Origin of the sequence: Bradyrhizobium sp. SZCCHNR1017 (genome assembly GCF_032381375.1) — a bacterium.
Lineage (GTDB): Bacteria > Pseudomonadota > Alphaproteobacteria > Rhizobiales > Xanthobacteraceae > Bradyrhizobium.
In genome coordinates, this window is sequence record NZ_JAUHIR010000023.1 from 12562 (window position 1) to 31008 (window position 18447).

18 protein-coding genes and 1 pseudogene are annotated in these 18447 nt (G+C 60.0%); 7 read left to right on the forward strand and 12 right to left on the reverse strand.

What is annotated here, in order from left to right; all coding sequences use genetic code 11:
- Window positions 1-207 precede the first annotated feature (207 nt).
- Window positions 208-645, reverse strand: a complete 438-nt coding sequence (locus QW863_RS33210) for an alpha/beta hydrolase (RefSeq protein ID WP_315769852.1) — start codon at window positions 643-645, stop codon at window positions 208-210.
- Between the two features lie 211 nt (window positions 646-856).
- Between QW863_RS33210 and QW863_RS33215 the strand changes: the two genes are divergently transcribed.
- Complete coding sequence (locus QW863_RS33215; protein WP_315769854.1) at window positions 857-982, forward strand: hypothetical protein; 126 nt, start codon at window positions 857-859, stop codon at window positions 980-982.
- Here the strand turns inward: QW863_RS33215 and QW863_RS33220 are convergent.
- From QW863_RS33220 to QW863_RS33245, 6 genes are all read right to left on the reverse strand, one after another.
- Window positions 966-1712 carry an alpha/beta hydrolase gene (locus QW863_RS33220; RefSeq protein ID WP_315769855.1) on the reverse strand — a complete coding sequence of 249 codons (747 nt, stop codon included), beginning with the start codon at window positions 1710-1712 and terminating at the stop codon, window positions 966-968. The genes QW863_RS33215 and QW863_RS33220 overlap by 17 nt on opposite strands.
- Window positions 1713-1850: 138 nt before the next feature.
- Window positions 1851-3206, reverse strand: coding sequence for a threonine/serine exporter ThrE family protein (locus QW863_RS33225; RefSeq protein WP_315744966.1), 1356 nt, complete (start codon window positions 3204-3206; stop codon window positions 1851-1853).
- Window positions 3169-4593 carry a class II fumarate hydratase gene (fumC, locus tag QW863_RS33230; RefSeq protein ID WP_315769856.1) on the reverse strand — a complete coding sequence of 475 codons (1425 nt, stop codon included), beginning with the start codon at window positions 4591-4593 and terminating at the stop codon, window positions 3169-3171. The genes QW863_RS33225 and fumC overlap by 38 nt, the downstream gene beginning before the upstream one ends.
- Before the next feature lie 69 nt (window positions 4594-4662).
- Complete coding sequence (locus QW863_RS33235) at window positions 4663-5319, reverse strand: NAD(P)H-binding protein (RefSeq protein WP_315769857.1); 657 nt, start codon at window positions 5317-5319, stop codon at window positions 4663-4665.
- A 17-nt stretch (window positions 5320-5336) separates the two neighbouring features.
- Entirely contained in the window at window positions 5337-6770 is a 1434-nt protein-coding gene (locus QW863_RS33240) for an NAD-dependent succinate-semialdehyde dehydrogenase (protein ID WP_315744972.1), read from the reverse strand.
- A gap of 962 nt (window positions 6771-7732) precedes the next feature.
- Window positions 7733-9262: an ATP-binding protein gene (locus QW863_RS33245; protein WP_315769859.1), complete on the reverse strand. Its 1530-nt coding sequence runs from the start codon at window positions 9260-9262 to the stop codon at window positions 7733-7735.
- Between the two features lie 213 nt (window positions 9263-9475).
- On the opposite strand from QW863_RS33245, the gene QW863_RS33250 reads away from it, so the two are divergent.
- The 4 genes from QW863_RS33250 (at window position 9476) to QW863_RS33265 (ending at window position 11238) form a co-directional block, all read left to right on the forward strand.
- Window positions 9476-10102: a response regulator transcription factor gene (locus QW863_RS33250; RefSeq protein WP_315769860.1), complete on the forward strand. Its 627-nt coding sequence runs from the start codon at window positions 9476-9478 to the stop codon at window positions 10100-10102.
- 40 nt (window positions 10103-10142) lie between these two features.
- The gene (locus QW863_RS33255; RefSeq protein ID WP_315744976.1) at window positions 10143-10496 is read left to right on the forward strand and encodes a response regulator transcription factor; all 354 of its coding nucleotides are present in this window, start codon (window positions 10143-10145) and stop codon (window positions 10494-10496) included.
- A 66-nt stretch (window positions 10497-10562) separates the two neighbouring features.
- The gene (locus tag QW863_RS33260) at window positions 10563-11024 is read left to right on the forward strand and encodes an aldo/keto reductase (protein ID WP_315769861.1); all 462 of its coding nucleotides are present in this window, start codon (window positions 10563-10565) and stop codon (window positions 11022-11024) included.
- Window positions 11025-11034: 10 nt separating this feature from the next.
- A complete protein-coding gene (locus tag QW863_RS33265) occupies window positions 11035-11238 on the forward strand; it encodes a hypothetical protein (protein WP_315769862.1) in 204 nt (67 codons plus the stop codon).
- 699 nt (window positions 11239-11937) lie between these two features.
- Here the strand turns inward: QW863_RS33265 and QW863_RS33270 are convergent.
- Both QW863_RS33270 and QW863_RS33275 read right to left on the reverse strand, forming a co-directional pair.
- The gene (locus tag QW863_RS33270) at window positions 11938-12696 is read right to left on the reverse strand and encodes an alpha/beta hydrolase (protein ID WP_315744980.1); all 759 of its coding nucleotides are present in this window, start codon (window positions 12694-12696) and stop codon (window positions 11938-11940) included.
- Window positions 12697-12765: 69 nt separating this feature from the next.
- Complete coding sequence (locus tag QW863_RS33275; RefSeq protein ID WP_315769919.1) at window positions 12766-13569, reverse strand: FUSC family protein; 804 nt, start codon at window positions 13567-13569, stop codon at window positions 12766-12768.
- A 416-nt stretch (window positions 13570-13985) separates the two neighbouring features.
- Between QW863_RS33275 and QW863_RS33280 the strand changes: the two genes are divergently transcribed.
- A complete protein-coding gene (locus tag QW863_RS33280) occupies window positions 13986-14483 on the forward strand; it encodes a lactoylglutathione lyase (protein WP_315769865.1) in 498 nt (165 codons plus the stop codon).
- Window positions 14484-14810: 327 nt separating this feature from the next.
- Here the strand turns inward: QW863_RS33280 and QW863_RS33285 are convergent, their stop codons facing one another.
- The 3 genes from QW863_RS33285 to QW863_RS33295 all read right to left on the reverse strand — a co-directional run bounded on the left by QW863_RS33285 (window position 14811) and on the right by QW863_RS33295 (window position 17530).
- Window positions 14811-14975 (reverse strand): hypothetical protein, encoded by a 165-nt coding sequence (locus QW863_RS33285; protein ID WP_315744986.1) that lies wholly within the window; start codon window positions 14973-14975, stop codon window positions 14811-14813.
- Between the two features lie 334 nt (window positions 14976-15309).
- A complete protein-coding gene (locus tag QW863_RS33290) occupies window positions 15310-16062 on the reverse strand; it encodes an alpha/beta hydrolase (RefSeq protein ID WP_315744988.1) in 753 nt (250 codons plus the stop codon).
- Window positions 16063-16516: 454 nt separating this feature from the next.
- The gene (locus QW863_RS33295) at window positions 16517-17530 is read right to left on the reverse strand and encodes an alpha/beta hydrolase (protein WP_315769867.1); all 1014 of its coding nucleotides are present in this window, start codon (window positions 17528-17530) and stop codon (window positions 16517-16519) included.
- A 359-nt stretch (window positions 17531-17889) separates the two neighbouring features.
- Between QW863_RS33295 and QW863_RS36070 the strand changes: the two are divergent.
- Window positions 17890-18063, forward strand: a pseudogene (locus QW863_RS36070) (ferritin-like domain-containing protein); the annotation flags it as partial.
- Window positions 18064-18447 lie beyond the last annotated feature (384 nt).

The following is an 18447-nucleotide window of genomic DNA, read 5'->3' on the forward strand; positions in this document are numbered from 1 at the left end:
TCGGGGCGTAGATTGATTAGGCACACCCCGAAACGCACGCGCCGTTGTTGCGTGGCTTTGATGGTCAAATCGGCAGGTTGATTTGTGCCGCCACACGACATCTCCGTGCAAACGGATATTCGTAGTCATTCTCGGAGAACGCAAACGAAAAGCCGCCTGAAGGCGGCTTGGTTTGGTCCCGCGGCTCGCCGACCGACACGTCTCGGTCTAGAGCGACGACGACGCTTTGGCGATGAACTCGGCAACGACATCGGGTCGAGAGAGCATCGGCACATGCGAGATTTCCAGCACCAGCGACTGGGCGCCCCTTCGCTTTGCGGAATGGCGCTCAACACCGGAAGGAATAGTCTGATCTTGCGCGGCCACGATGTACCAGTTCGGTTTAGAGCGCCATGCCGCCGCCGTGATCTTGTCACCGAAACACTTGACTGCAAGCGGGCCCTGGGCCGCGTACACGATATCGGCTTCATCCGACGGAATGTCCTGCACGAAGTGCTTGCGGACCCCCTCGAGGGTCAATGCGACGTATCCCTCGCCATATGGCTTGATTTCGGTCGCCGCAGGCGCCGGCGTGTAGTTCTTCCAGTCGGCGAACGACTGACCGCTGTCCGGCGCTCCGGCCGAGATATGAACAAGACCCTTCACCTGAGGATGGTTGCCGGCCTCTGTAATGACAGCGCCCCCCAAGAGTGACCGACGAGGAGAACTGGACCTTCCTGCATCCCAATGACCCGTGGGTAGCCGTAACATCATCCGCCAGCGAGCCGAGCGGATTTTGAACGGCGATCGCTTTCAAACCACGCTTTGTGAGCAGCGGAATGACCTTTGTCCAACAAGAACCGTCCGCGAGAGCGCCATGCACAAGAACGATGGTCTTTATGGCCACGATGACTACTTTCTGTTGATGCTGTTTCAAGACATGCCGACCAGTGTGGCGGTCGGCAACATCGCTTGCGGCAGCGCTGCTACTCCGCCGCCTTGATGATCAGCTCGGAGACCTCTTTCGGGAACGCCAGCATCGCGACATGGCTCGGGGGCATCTCGATCGCGGTAGCATTAGCGGCTTTCACCTGGTCCTTCTCCATTTGCGGCGGGATGATGGCGTCCTTGGTCGCAACGACCATGAAGGTCGGCTTCTCCCGCCATGCTGCCTCGCTGATCGTCGCGCCGAGCGCTCTGATGTGGAATGGTCCCTGCGTCGCGGCTACGACGGACTGCTCCTTGGGCGGAAGGTCGGCTGCGAAATATTTCCTGATGCCTTCCTCGCTGATCGTGAGATATCCGTCCGGCTCCTTGACGAAGGTTTTCAGGCTCTCGGGATCCGGATATTTCGAAGTCGCGCTCTTCACTGACTCGCCCTTGTCCGGCCCGTGGGCCGCCAGATAGACCAGTGATTTGACCTTGTCGTCGTTTCCCGCCTCGGTGATGACGGCACCGGCCCAACAATGGCCGACGAGCACGACGGGGCCTTCCGCGTTCCGAATCGCCCGTTTGGTCGCAGCGACGTCGTTGTCCAGAGAGTCGAGCGGATCCTGAACTGCGACTACCTTGAGCCCCGCCTTTTGAGATAGGGGATAACTTTCTCCCCAGCTCGACCCGTCGGCGAACGCACTGTGGAGAAGGACTGCGGTCCTGGCCTTGAGCTCGGCAGCCAAATCGCAGTCATCCCGCTCAGGAGAGCCAAGCCCAAAGCGATTTTGTAGGGGTTTCATAGCTGCGTTTCCTTTTCTTTGCTGGAGATGTCGGCCGCGACAGAACTGGTCATGGCGATCTATCGATCGAACCGAGGTCGTGTGGTCAATAGAGGCGCTGGAGCCGAGTAAAACCAGTATAAAGATGCGCCCGACTGGTCAGCGGCGCCCAATGCGCGGTGGCGAGCCTGCGCCCAGCACTCCGCTTGCTCCGGCATGCTTCTCACAGGCGTCGACGATTAGTTTCGGCACGATCAGACCGAAACTCAATGCGAGGGTGATCATCGCGGCGTTGGCGCCGTCGACCAGGATCGCCGCAATAAGATCCTGCGTCACCTGAGCTTGGGTGGTGACCTGCAGCAGCCCCGCTGCCATCCTGAAAAGATAGACTCCAGGAATCATCGACACGACGGCGGCGAATCCGATGGCGGCAAACGGCATGTTGTCGCGTCGTGCGACCGGCGTCAGCGTCAGACCCACGACCAAGGCCGCAACCAACGCGCCGGTCGCGGCGCCGGCTCCGAACTGCGTGATCGCGACCCATCGCGACGCGTGGGCGACCATGCCGACCCCGACCGGCCACGGCAGCATGCGGAACGGCGCTGAGAAGAACACGCAGTAGGCTGCGACTGCCACGCCCGCTGCGACGACGTCTCTCCACAACGACGCGATGCGACCAGGCGGTTCGATCGGCAACGACGCGCCGAAGCAGGCCAGCCCGAGCAACAATCCCGCCGAAATCGCCGCAACGACCAGGATCGCATAAAGCAGGCGCGACGCGCCGAGCGACAACCGCCCGCGGGCCAAGTCGATCATTCCGTTCAGGAAATGCGGACCCGGCACCAGCACCATGCAGGGGCAGACCGCGACCAAGCGCAGCGACGAACTCACCTGATAGCGGACCGCCAATCCACCGATCAGACCGGCCAGCAGCGCCGCGCAAAACGGTTGCAGAAATAGATTTTCGCTCAAGCGCGCCAAGCCTCGCCGCAGCAAGGCGCCGAGGCAACCGCCGACGAAGATCAAGCCCGCGGCAGCAACATGTTGGACGCCGAAGATGACGGCTAGCGCCAAGCTGCCGGCCCCCGCGGCGAGCATGAAGAGCCACGTCGGCGAGGGACGCAATCGCGCGATCGCATCTATTGTCGTGGCGGCGGTATCGGGCCCCAGACGTCCCGCCTCCACGTCGCAGATGGCACGGATGACGGAGGCCACCCGGTCCATCTCGACGCCCGTAGGGTTCGCCGAGGCTTGGTACAGGAATGTGCGGGCATCCTCGACTACAGAGAGAGTTAGCTCGCCCCACCGAGTGATGAGGGTCGCGCTCAAACCGAGCGCACGCGCAAGCCGCGAGGCCGCAGCAATGGTCTGTTCCGTAGACTGACCGCTTACGTAGAGCACCTCTGCGAACGCGAGCACCAGCCTCGCCCGCCGCTCGCAGTTCAGCGGCGCGTACTCGGTGCTCTCTTCCGTAGGTTCACCCTGCGGCGGATTGTCCCGGAGCCGGCGCGACATTGGGCCTCACCATCTTTGCGGGATCGACGACACGATCGAACTCCGCTTCGTCGACGAAGCCGAGTTTCAGCGTAGCCTCCTTGAGCGTAAGATCGTTGTCCATGGCGAAATGGGCAATCCTGGATGCCTTGTCATAGCCTATGACAGGCGAGAGCGCGGTCACCAACATCAGCGAGCGCTCGACGAACTCCTTGATCCTCTTCAGGTTCGGCTTGGTGCCCTCGACCAGAAACCTGCGGAAATTGGTGCAGCCGTCGGTCATGATCGTGATCGAGTGCGTGATGTTGTGGATCATCAGAGGCTTGTACACGTTCATCTCGAGGTAACCGCCACCGCCGCCGAAGCCGACGGCGACGTCGTTGCCCATCACCTGAACGGCGATCATGGCGAGCGCCTCGCACTGTGTCGGATTGACCTTGCCCGGCATGATCGAAGAGCCGGGTTCATTCTCAGGGATATTGAGCTCGGCGAAGCCGGCTCGAGGACCGCACGACATCAGGCGAATGTCGTTGGCGATCTTGTAAAGCGACACCGCGAGCGTCCGCATCGTTCCGGAGAGCTGCACCAGCGCATCGTGCGCCCCCTGAACGGCGAACTTGTTCGGGGCGGTGACGAAGGGCAGGCCCGTGAACCTAGCGATCTCCGCTGCCGCTGCCTCGGCAAAGCCCGGCGCCGAGTTGATGCCGGTGCCCACCGCGGTCCCGCCGAGGGCAAGACGATAGACGCCTTTTAGTGCGTCCTCAAGCCGTTCCAGATCGTCCGACAGCATCCCGGCGTAGCCTGACCATTCCTGGCCCAACGTCAGCGGCGTCGCGTCCTGCATGTGGGTGCGGCCGATCTTGACGATGTCATCCCATTCCGCTGCCTTGGCTGCAATCGCGTCGCGCAATTGCGCAGCCGCCGGAACGAGCCGCTGCTTCACGTTGACGGCCGCTGCGATGCACATCGCTGAAGGAAAGGAATCGTTCGACGACTGCGCCATGTTGACGTGGTCGTTGGGGTGAACCGGAGCGTGGCTTCCGAGCGGCGTGCCGGCGAGCTGACAGCAGCGGTTCGAGACCACCTCGTTGACGTTCATGTTGAACTGCGTACCGCTGCCGGTCATCCAAACGTGCAGCGGAAACATGTCGTGGTATCGCCCGGCCAAGATTTCATCGCAACTCTGCACGATCAGTTCATGGGGTCTGTCGTCCAGCCGTCCGCCGGCATGATTGGCGACCGCCGCGGCCCTTTTCAGGGTCGCGTAGGCGGTGATCATTTCGCGCGGGATCAGATCGTGTCCGATGCTGAAATGTTCGAGCGAGCGTTGGGTCTGCGCGCCCCAGAGCTTGTCCGACGCAACCTTGACATGGCCAAGGCTGTCGCTTTCGGTGCGGTAGTCGGTCATATCATTCTCTTTTTTTGGTATGGATCGTTGCGCCCCTTGATCGCAAGGGACGCAAAGCGCCGATCTCACTCAGCCGGCGGCCTGCACGGCGACGGCGGTTTCGATGGGCGTCGCCCCCTCCGTCAACTCCGGGATTTTGCGCCGCAAGGCCGGCGTATGTATCACTTGCGCCATGGTTGCCGCTACGTCGTCACGACTGATGTTGGTGTGGAACTCGGCGGGCCCCAGGCTGACAGCGCCGACGCCGGGCTCATTGTTGAGCGAGGACGGCCGTATGATGACCCAGTCCAGCTCGGTTCGCGACAATTCCACGTCGGCACGCTTCTTGACTGCGATGTAGTGCTCGAAGCTTTCGCCCCATCCTTCCCGGCGACCGGCTTCGGGAAACACCGAGACCAGGACGAAGCGCTCGACTCCAGCCCGCCTGGCGGCGGCGATCGATTTGGTCACGCCGTCGCCGTCGACCATATCGATCATGGCATCGCTGTCGGCATCGCCCGCGCCGGCCGAGAACACAATGACGTCACTCCCGGAGAAATGGTGCGCCAGCTTCGTCTGATCCATTCGGACGAGATCGCCATGCGTGCCGGCAACCCCGATCGAGCGCAGCTTTTCACCTTGGTCGACCCGGCGATACAGGCCGTCGACCTCATCGCCTCGCCGTTTGAGCAGGCTCGCCAGTCTGAATCCGGTCTCTCCGGAAATGCCGACAATGAAGATTCTCACGCGCGTCCCCGTCTGGCCTACAGCTTCTCGACGAACACCGTCTTGATGTTGCAGAACTCCCGAATGCCGAACTCCGACACTTCCCTGCCGTAGCCGCTGTTCTTCACGCCGCCGAACGGCAGCCTGGGATCGGACCGAACGTTCTGATTGACGAAGGCCGCTCCCGCTTCCAACTCCTCGGCCGCGATGCGCTCGCCCCTTTCCGTGTCGGCGGTTATGATCGCGGATCCCAATCCGAACTCGCTCGCATTCACGATACGAATCGCGTCTCGCTCGTCCTTTGCGGATATGACGGCGGCGACTGGGCCGAACAGCTCCTCGTCATGGGCCGCCTGGCCCGGCAGAACGTTCGTCAGGATCGTTGCCGGGAACCACGCGCCGGCGCGCTTCGGGACGTCGCCGCCCAACAGGACTTGGGCGCCGTTTTTGACGCTTTGCCGGACCTGGCTTGCGATCTGGTCCCGCGAATGCACGCTTTCCATCGGTCCAAGAAGGGTATTGGGATCGTTGGGATCTCCCATTTCGAAGCGCTTCATCTCCTCGACCAGGGCGCGCTCAAAAGCCTGCTTGACGCTCTCGACCACAACAAAGCGCTTGGCCGCAATACAGCTCTGGCCCCCATTCACCATGCGACCGCGCGCACAGATCCTGGCGGCGGCGACCGGATCGGCATCGTCGAGCACGATATAACCGTCCGAGCCGCCGAGTTCATAGACGCCTTTCTTCATGACGCCGCCCGCGATCGCCGCAACCGACTTCCCTGCAGCAACACTGCCGGTCAGCGTTACTGCGGCGATGTGCGGATCTTCGATCAGCGGCCGCAAGTCCTTCGAAGACAGCAGCACGGTCCGGAACAAGTCGGCGGGAAATCCTGCTAGCTTGAATATCTCCTCCAGCGCCAAGGCGCAGCCCGGTACGTTGGAGGCGTGCTTCAAGACACCACCGTTGCCGGCCATCAGATGCGGCGCGGCGAACCGGATAACCTGCCAGAACGGAAAATTCCACGGCATCACCGCAAGGATGACGCCAAGCGGATTGAAAGTCGCGAACGCTTTAGGCGGCGCGCCCGGGCCGGCATAGCCAGCGCTCATATCGAGAGGCTTCGGTTTAAGGAACCCTTCCGCGGACTCCGCGAAATAGTCGCAGCAGGACGCACATTTCTCGAGTTCGGCAAGACCGTCGGTGACCGGTTTGCCCATCTCCTCCGTCATCAGCTTGGCATAGCGCGTGCGATTGTCGCGAATGACCTCCGCGGCCTTTTTCATCAAGGGAGCGCGCTCCTTGAAGCTCGCTCGGCGCCATACGACTTGCGCGCGATGAACATCGGTCGCAATCGACAACGCCTGGTCCCCGGTATGCCCCGGATAGGCAGCTCCCTTCTCGCCAGTCGCTGGATTGACCGTTTGGAAGAGATTGGGTGCAGCTACTGCGATCGCTCTCTCTTCCGCCATATGTTGCTCTCCTGCTTTCTGTGGCTCTTCGCGTTCACATTGCCAGCGACTCTTCAGCGAGCAAGTAAAGCGAGGTAAAATCAACTTTCACGGCGTCCGTCGCATCCGGGCGGTGGCGTTGGGCCGGTGCGGGAGGCGCGTCCGGAGACGCCGTTCTTTGGTCTGAGCTCACGCAGCGGCTCCGCCTTCGGCCGGGGCCGCCGCGCCCGGAGGCCAGGGGCGTCCGGCCGTCTCAGTGAAGCCCGCCAGGCGATCCGTTACCGGGGATCGAGATCAGGGTCGTGGCGCCGCCCTCTCCGAGCACGCCACCAAGCATTTTGAGCTCACCGGGCACCCCATCATCGAAGGCTACGACCCGCCGGAAGGCTGGGGCTGGTGTTATCGCGACGAGGTATTCATAGACCTCGACGGGCCGACGCCGCAGTTCGGTCCGATACCGCGGTTCGTACCCGGACGATCTGAAACAAATGCCACACGAAGCCAGGCGCAGCGCGCGCCCTCAAACGCGAGTTTGGGCCTGACCGGATACTTCCACCTGATCGACTCTCGGTTCCAAGGCCCCTATTATCGGAGGAAATGGGCCTAGCAATGGAATGCCGGCCTGACGCGAAGAAATCAGGCGGGGACGCTTTCACCCTTCTCCCCGCGGGAGCCTAGAGTAGTGGCGCTGCGCGCCTCGCCCAGCGCGATGGTCTCCTCGACCCGGGCGTCCGCCTCCGCAGGCAGTGCGCCCCAATCGGCCCGCAGCGTCTCGGACCTTCCTCGGGTCTGACTCAGCTTGAACATCGGGCCGCGGCGCGGATCCGGACGCAAAACCCACCCAGCGGGGCCAGGCAGCCGGCTTCGAGCTCAGATCGTGACCTGTCTCCAACATCCACGATGCTAAGTCGCCGCAGGCCAACGAAAGTCGCGAAGCCGCACCGCACATGCAGGTCTGCCGCGTTTGACCAGCGGCCTGAACCTTACAGCGAACGTGCGACGTTTGCCGCGTAGGCTCTCGTCGTCTCAAGCAGGCGGAACATTGGCGCATCACCTGCCCTTTCCACCGCGAGAAACGATTTGTCCAGAAGGCTGTAGAATACCTCCGCGGGGAGCTGGCCTGCGCTCCCGCCACAGCTTGCAATGGCACGTTCGGCCGTAAAAGAGCCGCGAAGAGCCGCGAGGTGCACCAGCATCCGCTGCTCTTGGTCCGACAGCAGGCCATAACTCCAATCGAAGGCTGCGGCGAGGGTACGATGCCTGGGCAGAGCGGTCCGGCGCCCCTTTGTCAGAATGGTGAAGCGATTGTCGAGGCGGGAAGCAATTTCGCGGAGTCCTAGTTCCGCAACCCGGGCCGCGGCGAGCTCGAGCGCGAGAGGTATGCCGTCCAGCCTCCGACAAATTTCAGCTATTTTCGGTAGATCCCGCCGGCACGGTTGAAACCTGGTCGTCGACCTAACACGCTCGATGAACAAGGACACCGCCGAGAAGTTGTTCAGGTGTCTCTCGTCGATCTCCTGTCCCTCCCCCGGAAACATCAACGAGGGCAGGCTGTGGATCCATTCTCCCGCGGCACGCAGCGTCTCTCGGCTGGTTACGAGCAATCTCAGGCCAGGGCATCGACCCAGCAGTGTCTCAGCCAGCATGGCGATGTCCTCCACGATATGCTCGCAAGTGTCGAGCACCAAAAGGGCATCATCGGCTCCAACGCGTGCGCAGAGCCCGTCCATGAAATCTCGTTCCGTCATTGGATGCAACGCTTCAGCGATGACCCGAATTGCTGCTGAGCCGTCGTTGACGTTCGACAAATCGATAAACCGGACCAAGCCCCGAAAATTCTCCGCGTACCGCTTGACCGTCGCGATCGCAACAGTCGTCTTGCCGATCCCGCCAGGACCGGTGATTGTGACCAGGCGGCTTTCCTCCAATGCATCTTCGATGATCCTGATCGCATCATCCCGCCCCACGATTTTGCCGGCGAGGATGGGCAGCGTTGGACTTGGTTGGGCCCTTGAGCCGGTCGATCCTTCCCCACCCGGATGATGGCGCACGGGCAGGACGAAGCAATAACCCCGGTTCGGTACCGTATTGATGGCGCAGTTCGCCTCCTCCCATTGCGACAGGTTCTTTCTGAGGATGTTAATCTGCACGCGCACATTTGCTTCCTCGACCGTCACATTGGGCCAGACTAGGCGCATCAGGTCAGCGAAGCCCACCACGTCGCCGGCTCGGGCTACCAGCAAACAAAGCAAGTCGAGCGCCCGCCCTCCAATTGCGATGCGGTCTGCCCCACGCACGAGAGCCCGCCGTTTCGGAAGCAGTCGAAAGCCCGCGAATTCGTAGCACTCCTCCGCGATCAGTTCGGGATCAAAAATGGGAGCTCCATCAGCAGAAAGCGGATCGAAACCGATGAACTGCCTAGCTGCCGTCGCCGGCCCAAGATTAAGTCCCTCCTGTTTGATGTGAACGACCCCGGCTTGGTCCGAGGCAAGCACCCTGAGAGGCGTGTTCATCGAAGTTTCTCCTTGCTTCTTCGAGCAGAGCGTCAGAACACTAGGCGTACGCCTGCAGTGTGATGGCCAGTCTGTCGAAGGCCAACATCGCAAGGGTCTCTCCGACCCACACCTTGGTATATGCCTCTTGCTGTCGTTCCAGCACCTTAGTTTAATGCGAGCCGGCGCAACTTATGATATCGAGTGTAACCCGTTGATGTGTGGCCCGCGCAAATGGCTCAAGCGAACGAAACACCTACCGTACACGTCATCGATGACGATGACTCGGTGCGCCTGATGCTCGATAGCTTGCTGCGGTCGGTTTGGTTCAATGTCCGTAGCTACGGCACCACGCAGGAGTTCCTGAAGGAGAGCCCACCGGAAGGACCCGGCTGCATCGTTCTGGACATTCGCCTTCCAGGAATCAACGGCCTGGATTTCCAAGAGCAGCTCCAAGAAATCGGGGTGAGATTGCCCGTGGTGTTGATGACCGGACACGGCGATATCCCGATGAGCGTCAGAGGAATGAAGGCCGGTGCCGTCGACTTCCTGCCGAAGCCATTCCGAGACCAAGACATGATCGATGCGGTCACGATGGCGATCAATCGCGATCTTGTGCGGCGCTCGACCGAAGACTTTGCGATGGCCGCCGCCGAACGGTTCGCGGCGCTCTCCTTGCGCGAGCGCGAAGTGATGATGCTGGTGACGTCCGGCAAGCTGAACAAGCAGGTCGCCGGCGACCTCGGCCTCAGCGAGATCACGGTCAAGATGCATCGCGGTGCAGTGATGCGCAAAATGCAAGCCCATTCCCTTGCGGAACTAGTTCGCATGGCAGATGCCCTCAAGTATAAGACGCGCTGAGGTCGACTAGGACCATCCAACTTCGCAGGCGGCGACAGAAATGATCTCCATTGTTGATGATGACCTCGCCGTACGGGAGATGCTGGTCTCTCTAACCCGATCCCTTGGATACGACGCTTTCGCCTTCGCATCTGCCGAAGATTTTCTCGCATCAGTTGATTTCGAACGCTTCACTTGCGCGATCACTGATATTCATATGCCTGGAATGAGCGGCTTCGAGTTGCAGGAATGCCTTCAAAAGCTCGAACGCTCTCTTCCTCTCATCATGATAACGGCACGCACCGAACCAGACCTCGAGAAGAAAGCGCTTTCCGGAGGCGCGATCGGCTTTCTCCGAAAACCCATCGACGTCGAAAAGTTGCTCGGCTTCATCGAACGCGCGCTGAGTGCCTGAATCCTCTGCATACTACTGCTCGGACGTCCTCGCAGCGATTACGTTCTCAGCTCAAAGGTTGGCCGGTTGATACTCGACGAGGTCGAAGATCCGAGTGGCCGTGACCATGGCGAGAAGGGCGAGATCTTCAAACATGGTCGGCCCAACAAGATCGTCCCCGACTATTCGGCCGATGGCACCATGAAATCGATCGAGGACAGCCTCAAACGCATGAAGATCGACCATATCGACTTCGTGTGGGTGCACGACATCGCCCAGGACTTCTATGGTGATCGCTGGCTCGCATTATTTGAAACCGCTCGAACGGCGGCTTTCCGCGCTTTGTCGAAACTGCGCGACGAGGGTGTGATTAAGAGCTGGGGCCTCGGCGTCAATAAGGTCGAGCCTGTGAAACTTCTGCTTGCTCTTAGCGAAGCGGATCCGGACGCCACCTTGCTCGCAGACCGGTATACGCTGCTCGATCACGAGATTGCCCTCCATCGGGGGCCCCTACAGCTCCGGCGTACTCACAGGCCGGCGTCAGTCTGAATACGGGGCTGTGCCACCAGCAATTGCCGTCAAGGTCGAGCAGATCTCCGCACTCTGCGCAGAATATGACATACCGATCAAGGCAGCGGCGCTGCACTTCTCGCTGGCGCACCCGGCTTCAGCCGCCGGCATTCCCGGGGCCAGCAAACCGGGACGCATCCTCGAAGATCATGCAGCCCTCAGGACCCAAAATTTCCGCCGAATTTTGGCTTGAGCTGGGAAAGCGAGAGCTTGTGGCCGCCGACTCGCCGCTGCCGATCGACAAAAAGTGCGCATTATGCCGGCGTCTCACACCGGATAAATTCACGCCCCACGAGATCCTACGCACCGTTACGCCGATTAAGTTGAGCTCCGTCTGGTGTGGTTCTACCCTCGCTACAAGTTCGGAATGCCTGACGACTTTGGCTTTCAAAAGGTCTGGCCGATAAGCCCACGTCTTTCCAATGCTAAATGCCATACGGATAGCGGCGCGCCACGCGTAGGTCGGGGCGCAAGCCGCCGGAGCTCCTCCCTCGGACCGCCCCGATCGTCACTTTTCTTCACATTCCGCCGCGGCTCGCCGCATGAATGTCAGGAGACGAAAATAATTCCAGCCCGCATACCAACATCCGATTCCGCATCGACGGCGCCGCCCTAGCCTTGACCGACCCGGAGAACCAGACCTTTTTGTATCCCAATCACCCGGTGGGCAGCCGTAACATCGTCCACCAGCTAGCGGAACAGTTTTGAACGGCGATTGCTTTCAATCTACGTTTCGTGAGCTGCGGAATGACCTTTGCCCAGAAAGAACAGTCGGCAAAAGCTCCATGCATAAGAACGATCGTCTTTATGGCCATAATGACTCCTTCCTGTTGACCGTTGTTTCAGGACATGCCGACCAATGTGGCGGTCGGCAATATCGCCTGCGGCAGCGCTACTCCGCCGCCTTGATGATCAGCTCGGAGACTTCTTTCGGGAAGGCCAGCATCGCGACGTGGCTCGAGGGCACCTCGACTGCCGTGGCCTTGGCCGCCTTCACCTGGTCGCGCTCCATTTGCGGCGGAATGATCGCATCCCTCGTTGCGACGACCATGAAGGTCGGCTTCTCCCGCCAGGCAGCCTGGCTCATCGGAGCGGTGAGTGTCCTGATGTGGAAGGGTCCCTGCGTCGCCGCTACGACGGCCTGTTCCTTGGGCGGAAGGTCGGCCGCGAAATACTTCCTGATGCCTTCATCGCTGATCTTGAGATAACCGTCCGGATCCTTGACGAAGGCCTTGAGGCTCTCGGGATCCGGATATTTCGAGGTGGCGCTTTTCACCGATTCACCCTTATCGGGCGCGTATGCCGCCACATACACGAGCGATTTGACCTTTTCGTCATTTCCCGCTTCAGTTATGACGGCACCACCCCAGGAATGGGCGACGAGGACGACAGGACCTTCGGCATTCCGGATGGCCCGCTTGGTCGCGGCGACGTCGTTGTCTAGCGAGTCCAGCGGGTTCTGGACTGCAATGACCTTAAGCCCGGCCTTCTCGAGATAAGGAATGACTTTCTCCCAGCTCGACCCGTCCGCGAACGCACCATGCACAAGGACGGCGGTCTTGGCTTTTGGTTCGGCAGCCAAGACTTGTTGGCTGATCGCGACCATAGCTGTTAGGAGGCTCAGGCTCAAAACGCCTTTATACGACTTCATTGCTGCATTCCTTCATTTGGTGGGAGGTCTTGGTTTTGTCGATACGAGATCATCGATAACTTTGCTCGGTCACGTAGCTATAAACTTGCGGCCGCGCACCGCTGTGCACACGTCATAGCGAGAGTGGATGCGGTATACGAGATCGATCGTCGGGAGCATCGCTTGCAGTTCGTCTTGCGTTGAAACGTTCGCTCTGACGGTCATATCTTCCAGTCCGGCCGCGGTTATGCGACCAGTAGAAGCGTCTGGTCGCGATAAAGCGAGTTTAAAGATGTAAAAGCGCTGGGCGTGGATAAATCGTGCCGACCGCACTAAGCGCTGATCGCGTGGGTGGCTTGCTTCGGGATAACCGTCACAGGTGTCGACGATGAGTATCGGCACTTCCTTTTCCGGTAGGAGCGTGCGCACCACGCGCTTCTTGCGATCGGCAGGGCGCCCATCCGGTCGGCGTCTGTCATGCGCCGGCCTGCCTCTCTTTCGAATGGGACGCGTCGTCGGAAGCCGGGACGATGTCAGCTTGGGCCACGGCCCTTTCGCCAGCGTGCCGACCCTGATCCCAACCACGGTGTCGAGCAGACGGAGCGATGGCTGCGCCAGCGCATGCTTCGGATCGATGGCAGCGACGACCAGCACAACCGTCGTCGTGATCCCGATCGTCACCATATCCTCGTGCCGTCCCAGCACCATCATCACAATGGCGCCTAGGCCGATCACGAGGCCTATGCCCGCCGCATTGACAGGAGACAGGGCAATGTAGATGAAGCATAGAACGAAGCTCACGAAAGTCGCGGCCAACCGCGAAATTCCGGATGAAAGGCTCCCCCGGCGCGTCTCGCGGAGGACGAACAGTGTTGCGACAGCGGCCCACTCCACCAAGGAGGGTATCGCTCCGATCGATAAAGCCGCCGAGCAATTCAGTCGTCAGTAGGTAGGCGCCAGCGCAGGCTGCCGCCATAACGGACGCGTGAATCAAGTCCCGAGCCGTGAGTTGGTTCATGACAACCCAGATCCGATGTTCACACAGCGCCGCCTCCCTCAATCGCCAAGAAGTCCGTCATGGCACTCTTTGGCGTGGAAACAGGTGGCGGCAAATCGATCAAGTTCACGCCTCGGCGGCGTGACGTTCAGCTGCGCTGTTGTTCGGCTCTTCATTGTAGGTGCTCTATGCGGGGCTCGATCAGGCCAATCGGCTCGATTGGCTCGGGTCCGCATCGTGGTCAAGCTGTTTGCTAGGGGCGCCGCCCTGTTCATCGCTTTCCTTGCTAACGAACGGACCTACGGTCCAGAATATGGACCGGGACTTCGAGGCTTATACCCAGGTTCTCGGCGGCAACGAGGTCATGCGGGATGGCGATCTTCACGGCCTCCCGATCCATAACACGCTTATTACCGACCAGGACATCGTAGCGCGAGAGCTCAAGGTCGATCCACGTTCGATCGGCCTGCCCGACTTAACGGGCGGCACGCAGCGGCTGGACCTCCGCTTCGTTCAGTTCGACATTTTTGTGATCGAGCTCTTTCAGCATCGCAAAGCGGACCAGCCGATGGGACGCGGAAACAGCTGGGCGGAGCCACGCGACCACATGAGCCCCGCTTACCCACGATCCATGCATATCTGCTACTACATCCACGATGATGTGAATTTTTCAAATTTCATCAACGATCTCGAGGCCCTATGCGCCCGCGGCGGCATGACTCTGGTCAAAGCGAACCGCGTTGTTTCGGTGCAAACGGAAGATCAGCGCAAGGCCGCGCCCCCGAGCGCCGATGCCAACAAGATTGCTTGAGGCAAATCGAATGGCTGGTCGCTGATCTACTGCAAAGGGCCGGAAGGCGAGCAGCTTGAGTTCGTCCTGGCGCTCGCCCCCGTGAAGCAGACTTTCCAACAAGCTCTCGAACAGCTTCGGCGCCCCCGAAGCGCTGGCTGAGTGCCCGATTTCTTGGCGGGGATGTGGAGGGCTGACAATGCTGCATCCGATCAAGGTGCGTTCTTTTGGCTTGTTGTTGGCCGTCGGGATGACTTGCGCGCGAGCGAGTGGGCAAGACGGTCCCCGAGCTGAATATTCCAGCGTACCCGACAATGCCTTCTCGACCGACCATCTTGCTTCTCTTGGTCAGCTCACCGCGGGCGTCGCCCACCAAATCAAAATACGCTCAATTTCGTCAACAACTTTACGGCGTTGGCCGTTGAACTGACGGACGATTTTAATGATCTCTTGAAGCCGATCATCGTCGCAGAAGATAATCCGTTCGAAGGCCGACGAATTGATTGTTCTCAAGGACAATCTCGGGAACTGTCTAGCATGGTGGGCGAGCCGACTTCACCGTCAAAAGTACGCTGCTGCACCCGCGCGACCGCACAGGCGAGCGCCGCTCCGCTGACATCAATGCGCTGGTCGAGGAGAGCCTCAGCCTCGCCTATCACGGGGCGCGTCTCAGCGCATATTGCCTGGCTCCGCCCTGCATTGGGCAGCCATCTCGTCGAGCAACAACCAGAGTCCTTGCACCTTTTTGGGACGCGCGGTCAGGACTGCGGCGATCCTTTACGGCTATAATCATCGCGTGACCTCCACGAACCAGTGTACCCCGTTTCGAGTGAGTTGATCGCGTCGATCATCGATCGGCAGACTCGATGAACGCGGCGACCTCGCGCGGATGAGACAACATGACCGCGTGGCTGCTCTTGATCTCTTCCGTGCGCGCACCGCTTCGCTGGGCCATCTTCCTTTGTGAACTCGGCGTTATCATGCGGTCCTGAGACGGGATCAGGAAGGAGCTCGGCTTTGCCTTCCAGCCAACTTTCGTGATCTTGGCTTCGACGGCCTTCAGTCCCCATGGCACCTGCGCGACCGCCATGAATTTGGTGAGTGCCTCAGGGGAATCAGCGGCGAAGGAAGCCGGGAACTTCACGGGATCAACCAGCAGGTACCCGTCCTGCGGCGGCAGCAGGGGCGCCTTCGCCTCACCGGGCTCTGCTGGCCATTCATTCAGCGATGCGGCAGATTCGCCAGCATCCGGCGCAAACGCCGCGACGTAAGCCAGGCTCTTGACCTTCGGATTGGTGCCGGCCTGGGTGATCACCATGCCGCCATACGAGTGGCCAACCAGCGTGACAGGGTATTTGGCTGCTGCGATCACGGCTTCCGTGGCGGCGACATCACCCTCGAGCGTGATAGTCGGATTCTGGACCACCAGTACCTCGTATCCGACGTTGCTGAGGAGATCGTATACCGCTTGCCAGCCTGAGCCATCGACGAACGCGCCATGCACGAGTACGACGGATGTCGTTTTCTGTTGCTGGGCTACCGAGGAGGTCGACGTTAATGCGAGAGCGGAGAAGGCCAACAAAGATGCCCGATCGTTCATGGGATTCCTCTCGTGTTGTGAGGGCGGCGTTTGGAATGTTGGATTGGATCGACGATCTGGCCGTCATAACGGAACGACGGTGCCATTGCGCACAGAGTTGATCAATTTTGCGAAAAGATAATCAGACCAGGATTCCCGCCGTTGATGAGCCTTCGCGCGCTGATACGCGTTCGTGGTATTAACGAAATACATGGCCGAGTCGGGCGCATCGTCGCTGGTGGGCTGGCGCCCAGTTGGAGTTGCAAACACGACCCTGAACACCCCTCAATGTCCACCGTGGCTGGTGGCACGACCAGTTCATTGAAGTAATGGCCGGTTGGACCGGTCCGACTCGTGCCTATGCGCACGTCGATCCGGGTCGCTGTCGACACCAGGATCTGTATTTTTCCCTTGGACATAACTCATTCTTCCTTGAGCTAAGTAGGCCATGGTCTGGTTCGTGCGAAAGCATGCGTCAGCGTCGTTCATTCATTCGGTCGAGAAAATCGTTGATCAGCGGCGCCATCACGTCGAGTTGGTCCTCGAGCGCGAAGTGACCGGTGTCGAGGAGGTGCAACTCGGCGTCGGGCAAGTCGCGCAGATAGGCGTGTGCGCCGACTTCGGCGAAGACCTTGTCGTTCTTCCCCCAGACAATTAGAGCGGGCGGCTTCCATTCGCGGAAAAAGGCCTGGAACGCAGCGTAAAGCGGGACGTTGGTCCGGTGGTCGTAGAATAGATCGAGCTGAATGTCTTTGTTGCCCGGACGATCCAGTAGCGCTTGGTCGTGGAGCCAGTTATCAGGACTGATGCGCGTCGGATCGCGGACACCATCGGTGTACAGGAATTTCGTCGCTGGGAGAGAGACGAGGGACGAAATCGCATTCCTCCGCTCCTCCGTCCCTTCCTTCCAATACGCCTTGATTGGGTCCCAGGCCTCCCGCAGCCCCTCTTCGTAGGCGTTGCCGTTCTGGATGATGAGGGCAGTCACACGCGCTGGATGCTTGATGGCGAGGCGATAGCCGACCGGTGCGCCATAATCCATGACGTACATGGCGTAGCGCTTCGCTCCGAGTTGATTTAGCAACGCGTCGATCATCTCGGCATAGTTAGCGAACGAATAGGAAAATCGGCTGCGATCCGGCGAATCGCTTTGCCCGAAGCCCGGGTAATCCGGCGCGATGACACGGTATCGGTGGGCCAGATTCGGGATCAGGTTGCGGAACATGTGTGAGGATGTCGGAAAGCCGTGCAGAAGGAGCACGACGGGTCCATCTACTGGCCCGGCTTCGCGATAGAACACGTTCACGCCGCTGATCACGGCCGTGCGGTAATGAACCGTTGAAGCGTCTACGCTGCCGAAGGGCGTCGGCGAAATGCAGCGACGAACGGGCGTTTCGGCCGGTCCAAATGCCGATGTCGTGCACTGCCCAAACGCTGGATGCGCGCTTGCAATGGTCAATGCAATGACGGTCGCGCAAGAAAGTCGCATGGCGGCTCCTTCAGTAGGTACACGTCGGGTCTCTTGGCAATAATCGGGTGTAATCGACCTGAGATCCAGTAAAGGAATGTAAAGGGTGCTGAGACATTATCGAGCACGCAGCATGCTCCTTTGGAGAGGGACGGTCTAGACAGTCGGCGGATCAATCCCGGACAGCGTACGAGGAGTTATCGTTCTCGAAAAGCCAACCCATCGGTTTGCGCACGACTTGATGTCGACAATTGCCTCCATCGAGATCGCGGCGCGAAGGATAACGAGCGAAGAGGTCCGCGTTACACTCGCTAGCGTGGCACAGCACGTTTCAACACGATCCTGACGGACATCTTTGCCGCCATTGCAAGACCAGGAACTATCATTGGTATATGACCGGGCCGCGCTTTCGCGGCTATCACCTATTGCTGGACGATCAGGCGTCAGAAATCTTCACGGTTACGGACGACATCGTCGAGCGGCTTTGCAAGACGGGCAACACCACCCTGCGGTCGCGGAATAGTCGCTCGTCGACAGACGATCAAGGATTATGATGCCGATTTCGTATCTCTCCTCAACATATTCGTCGAGCTCCGCGATGAGAGTTTTGCGCCAGTCCGTGCGCTCTGGAAGGCGAAAGTGATCGCTGATGAAGCCAACGACAACGGAACCTCGGGACTGCTCGGCCCGGCAGAGCGGCGAGCTCATTTTACTTTTTGAAGCCACAAGGTCGACATGATGCTCGCAGCAGTTCAGTCGCGGTGCTCTCTCAAGATGATATTCGTGGATCGGACGCGGAACACGCAACCAAGATGACGATTTCTCAGTCATCTTCCGTCTACCGCCTCCGCCGTCATCGACATACGCTCGGCAAATGCCGAAACCTTGGCCGAATAGGCTTGATAATGATGCGAGGCTCGATAAGCTTCGCTCGCAGT

Bases quoted from the DNA above. Each gene is read 5' to 3' on its own strand.
- fumC (WP_315769856.1), bottom strand. From the start codon at position 4,593: ATGACCGACTACCGCACCGAAAGCGACAGCCTTGGCCATGTCAAGGTT.
- QW863_RS33240 (WP_315744972.1), bottom strand. From the start codon at position 6,770: ATGGCGGAAGAGAGAGCGATCGCAGTAGCTGCACCCAATCTCTTCCAA.
- QW863_RS33215 (WP_315769854.1), top strand. From the start codon at position 857: ATGCACAAGAACGATGGTCTTTATGGCCACGATGACTACTTTCTGTTG.
- QW863_RS33220 (WP_315769855.1), bottom strand. From the start codon at position 1,712: ATGAAACCCCTACAAAATCGCTTTGGGCTTGGCTCTCCTGAGCGGGAT.
- QW863_RS33245 (WP_315769859.1), bottom strand. From the start codon at position 9,262: ATGAACACGCCTCTCAGGGTGCTTGCCTCGGACCAAGCCGGGGTCGTT.
- QW863_RS33270 (WP_315744980.1), bottom strand. From the start codon at position 12,696: ATGAAGTCGTATAAAGGCGTTTTGAGCCTGAGCCTCCTAACAGCTATG.
- QW863_RS33280 (WP_315769865.1), top strand. From the start codon at position 13,986: ATGGACCGGGACTTCGAGGCTTATACCCAGGTTCTCGGCGGCAACGAG.
- QW863_RS33255 (WP_315744976.1), top strand. From the start codon at position 10,143: ATGATCTCCATTGTTGATGATGACCTCGCCGTACGGGAGATGCTGGTC.
- QW863_RS33225 (WP_315744966.1), bottom strand. From the start codon at position 3,206: ATGTCGCGCCGGCTCCGGGACAATCCGCCGCAGGGTGAACCTACGGAA.
- QW863_RS33250 (WP_315769860.1), top strand. From the start codon at position 9,476: ATGGCTCAAGCGAACGAAACACCTACCGTACACGTCATCGATGACGAT.
- QW863_RS33290 (WP_315744988.1), bottom strand. From the start codon at position 16,062: ATGAACGATCGGGCATCTTTGTTGGCCTTCTCCGCTCTCGCATTAACG.
- QW863_RS33295 (WP_315769867.1), bottom strand. From the start codon at position 17,530: ATGCGACTTTCTTGCGCGACCGTCATTGCATTGACCATTGCAAGCGCG.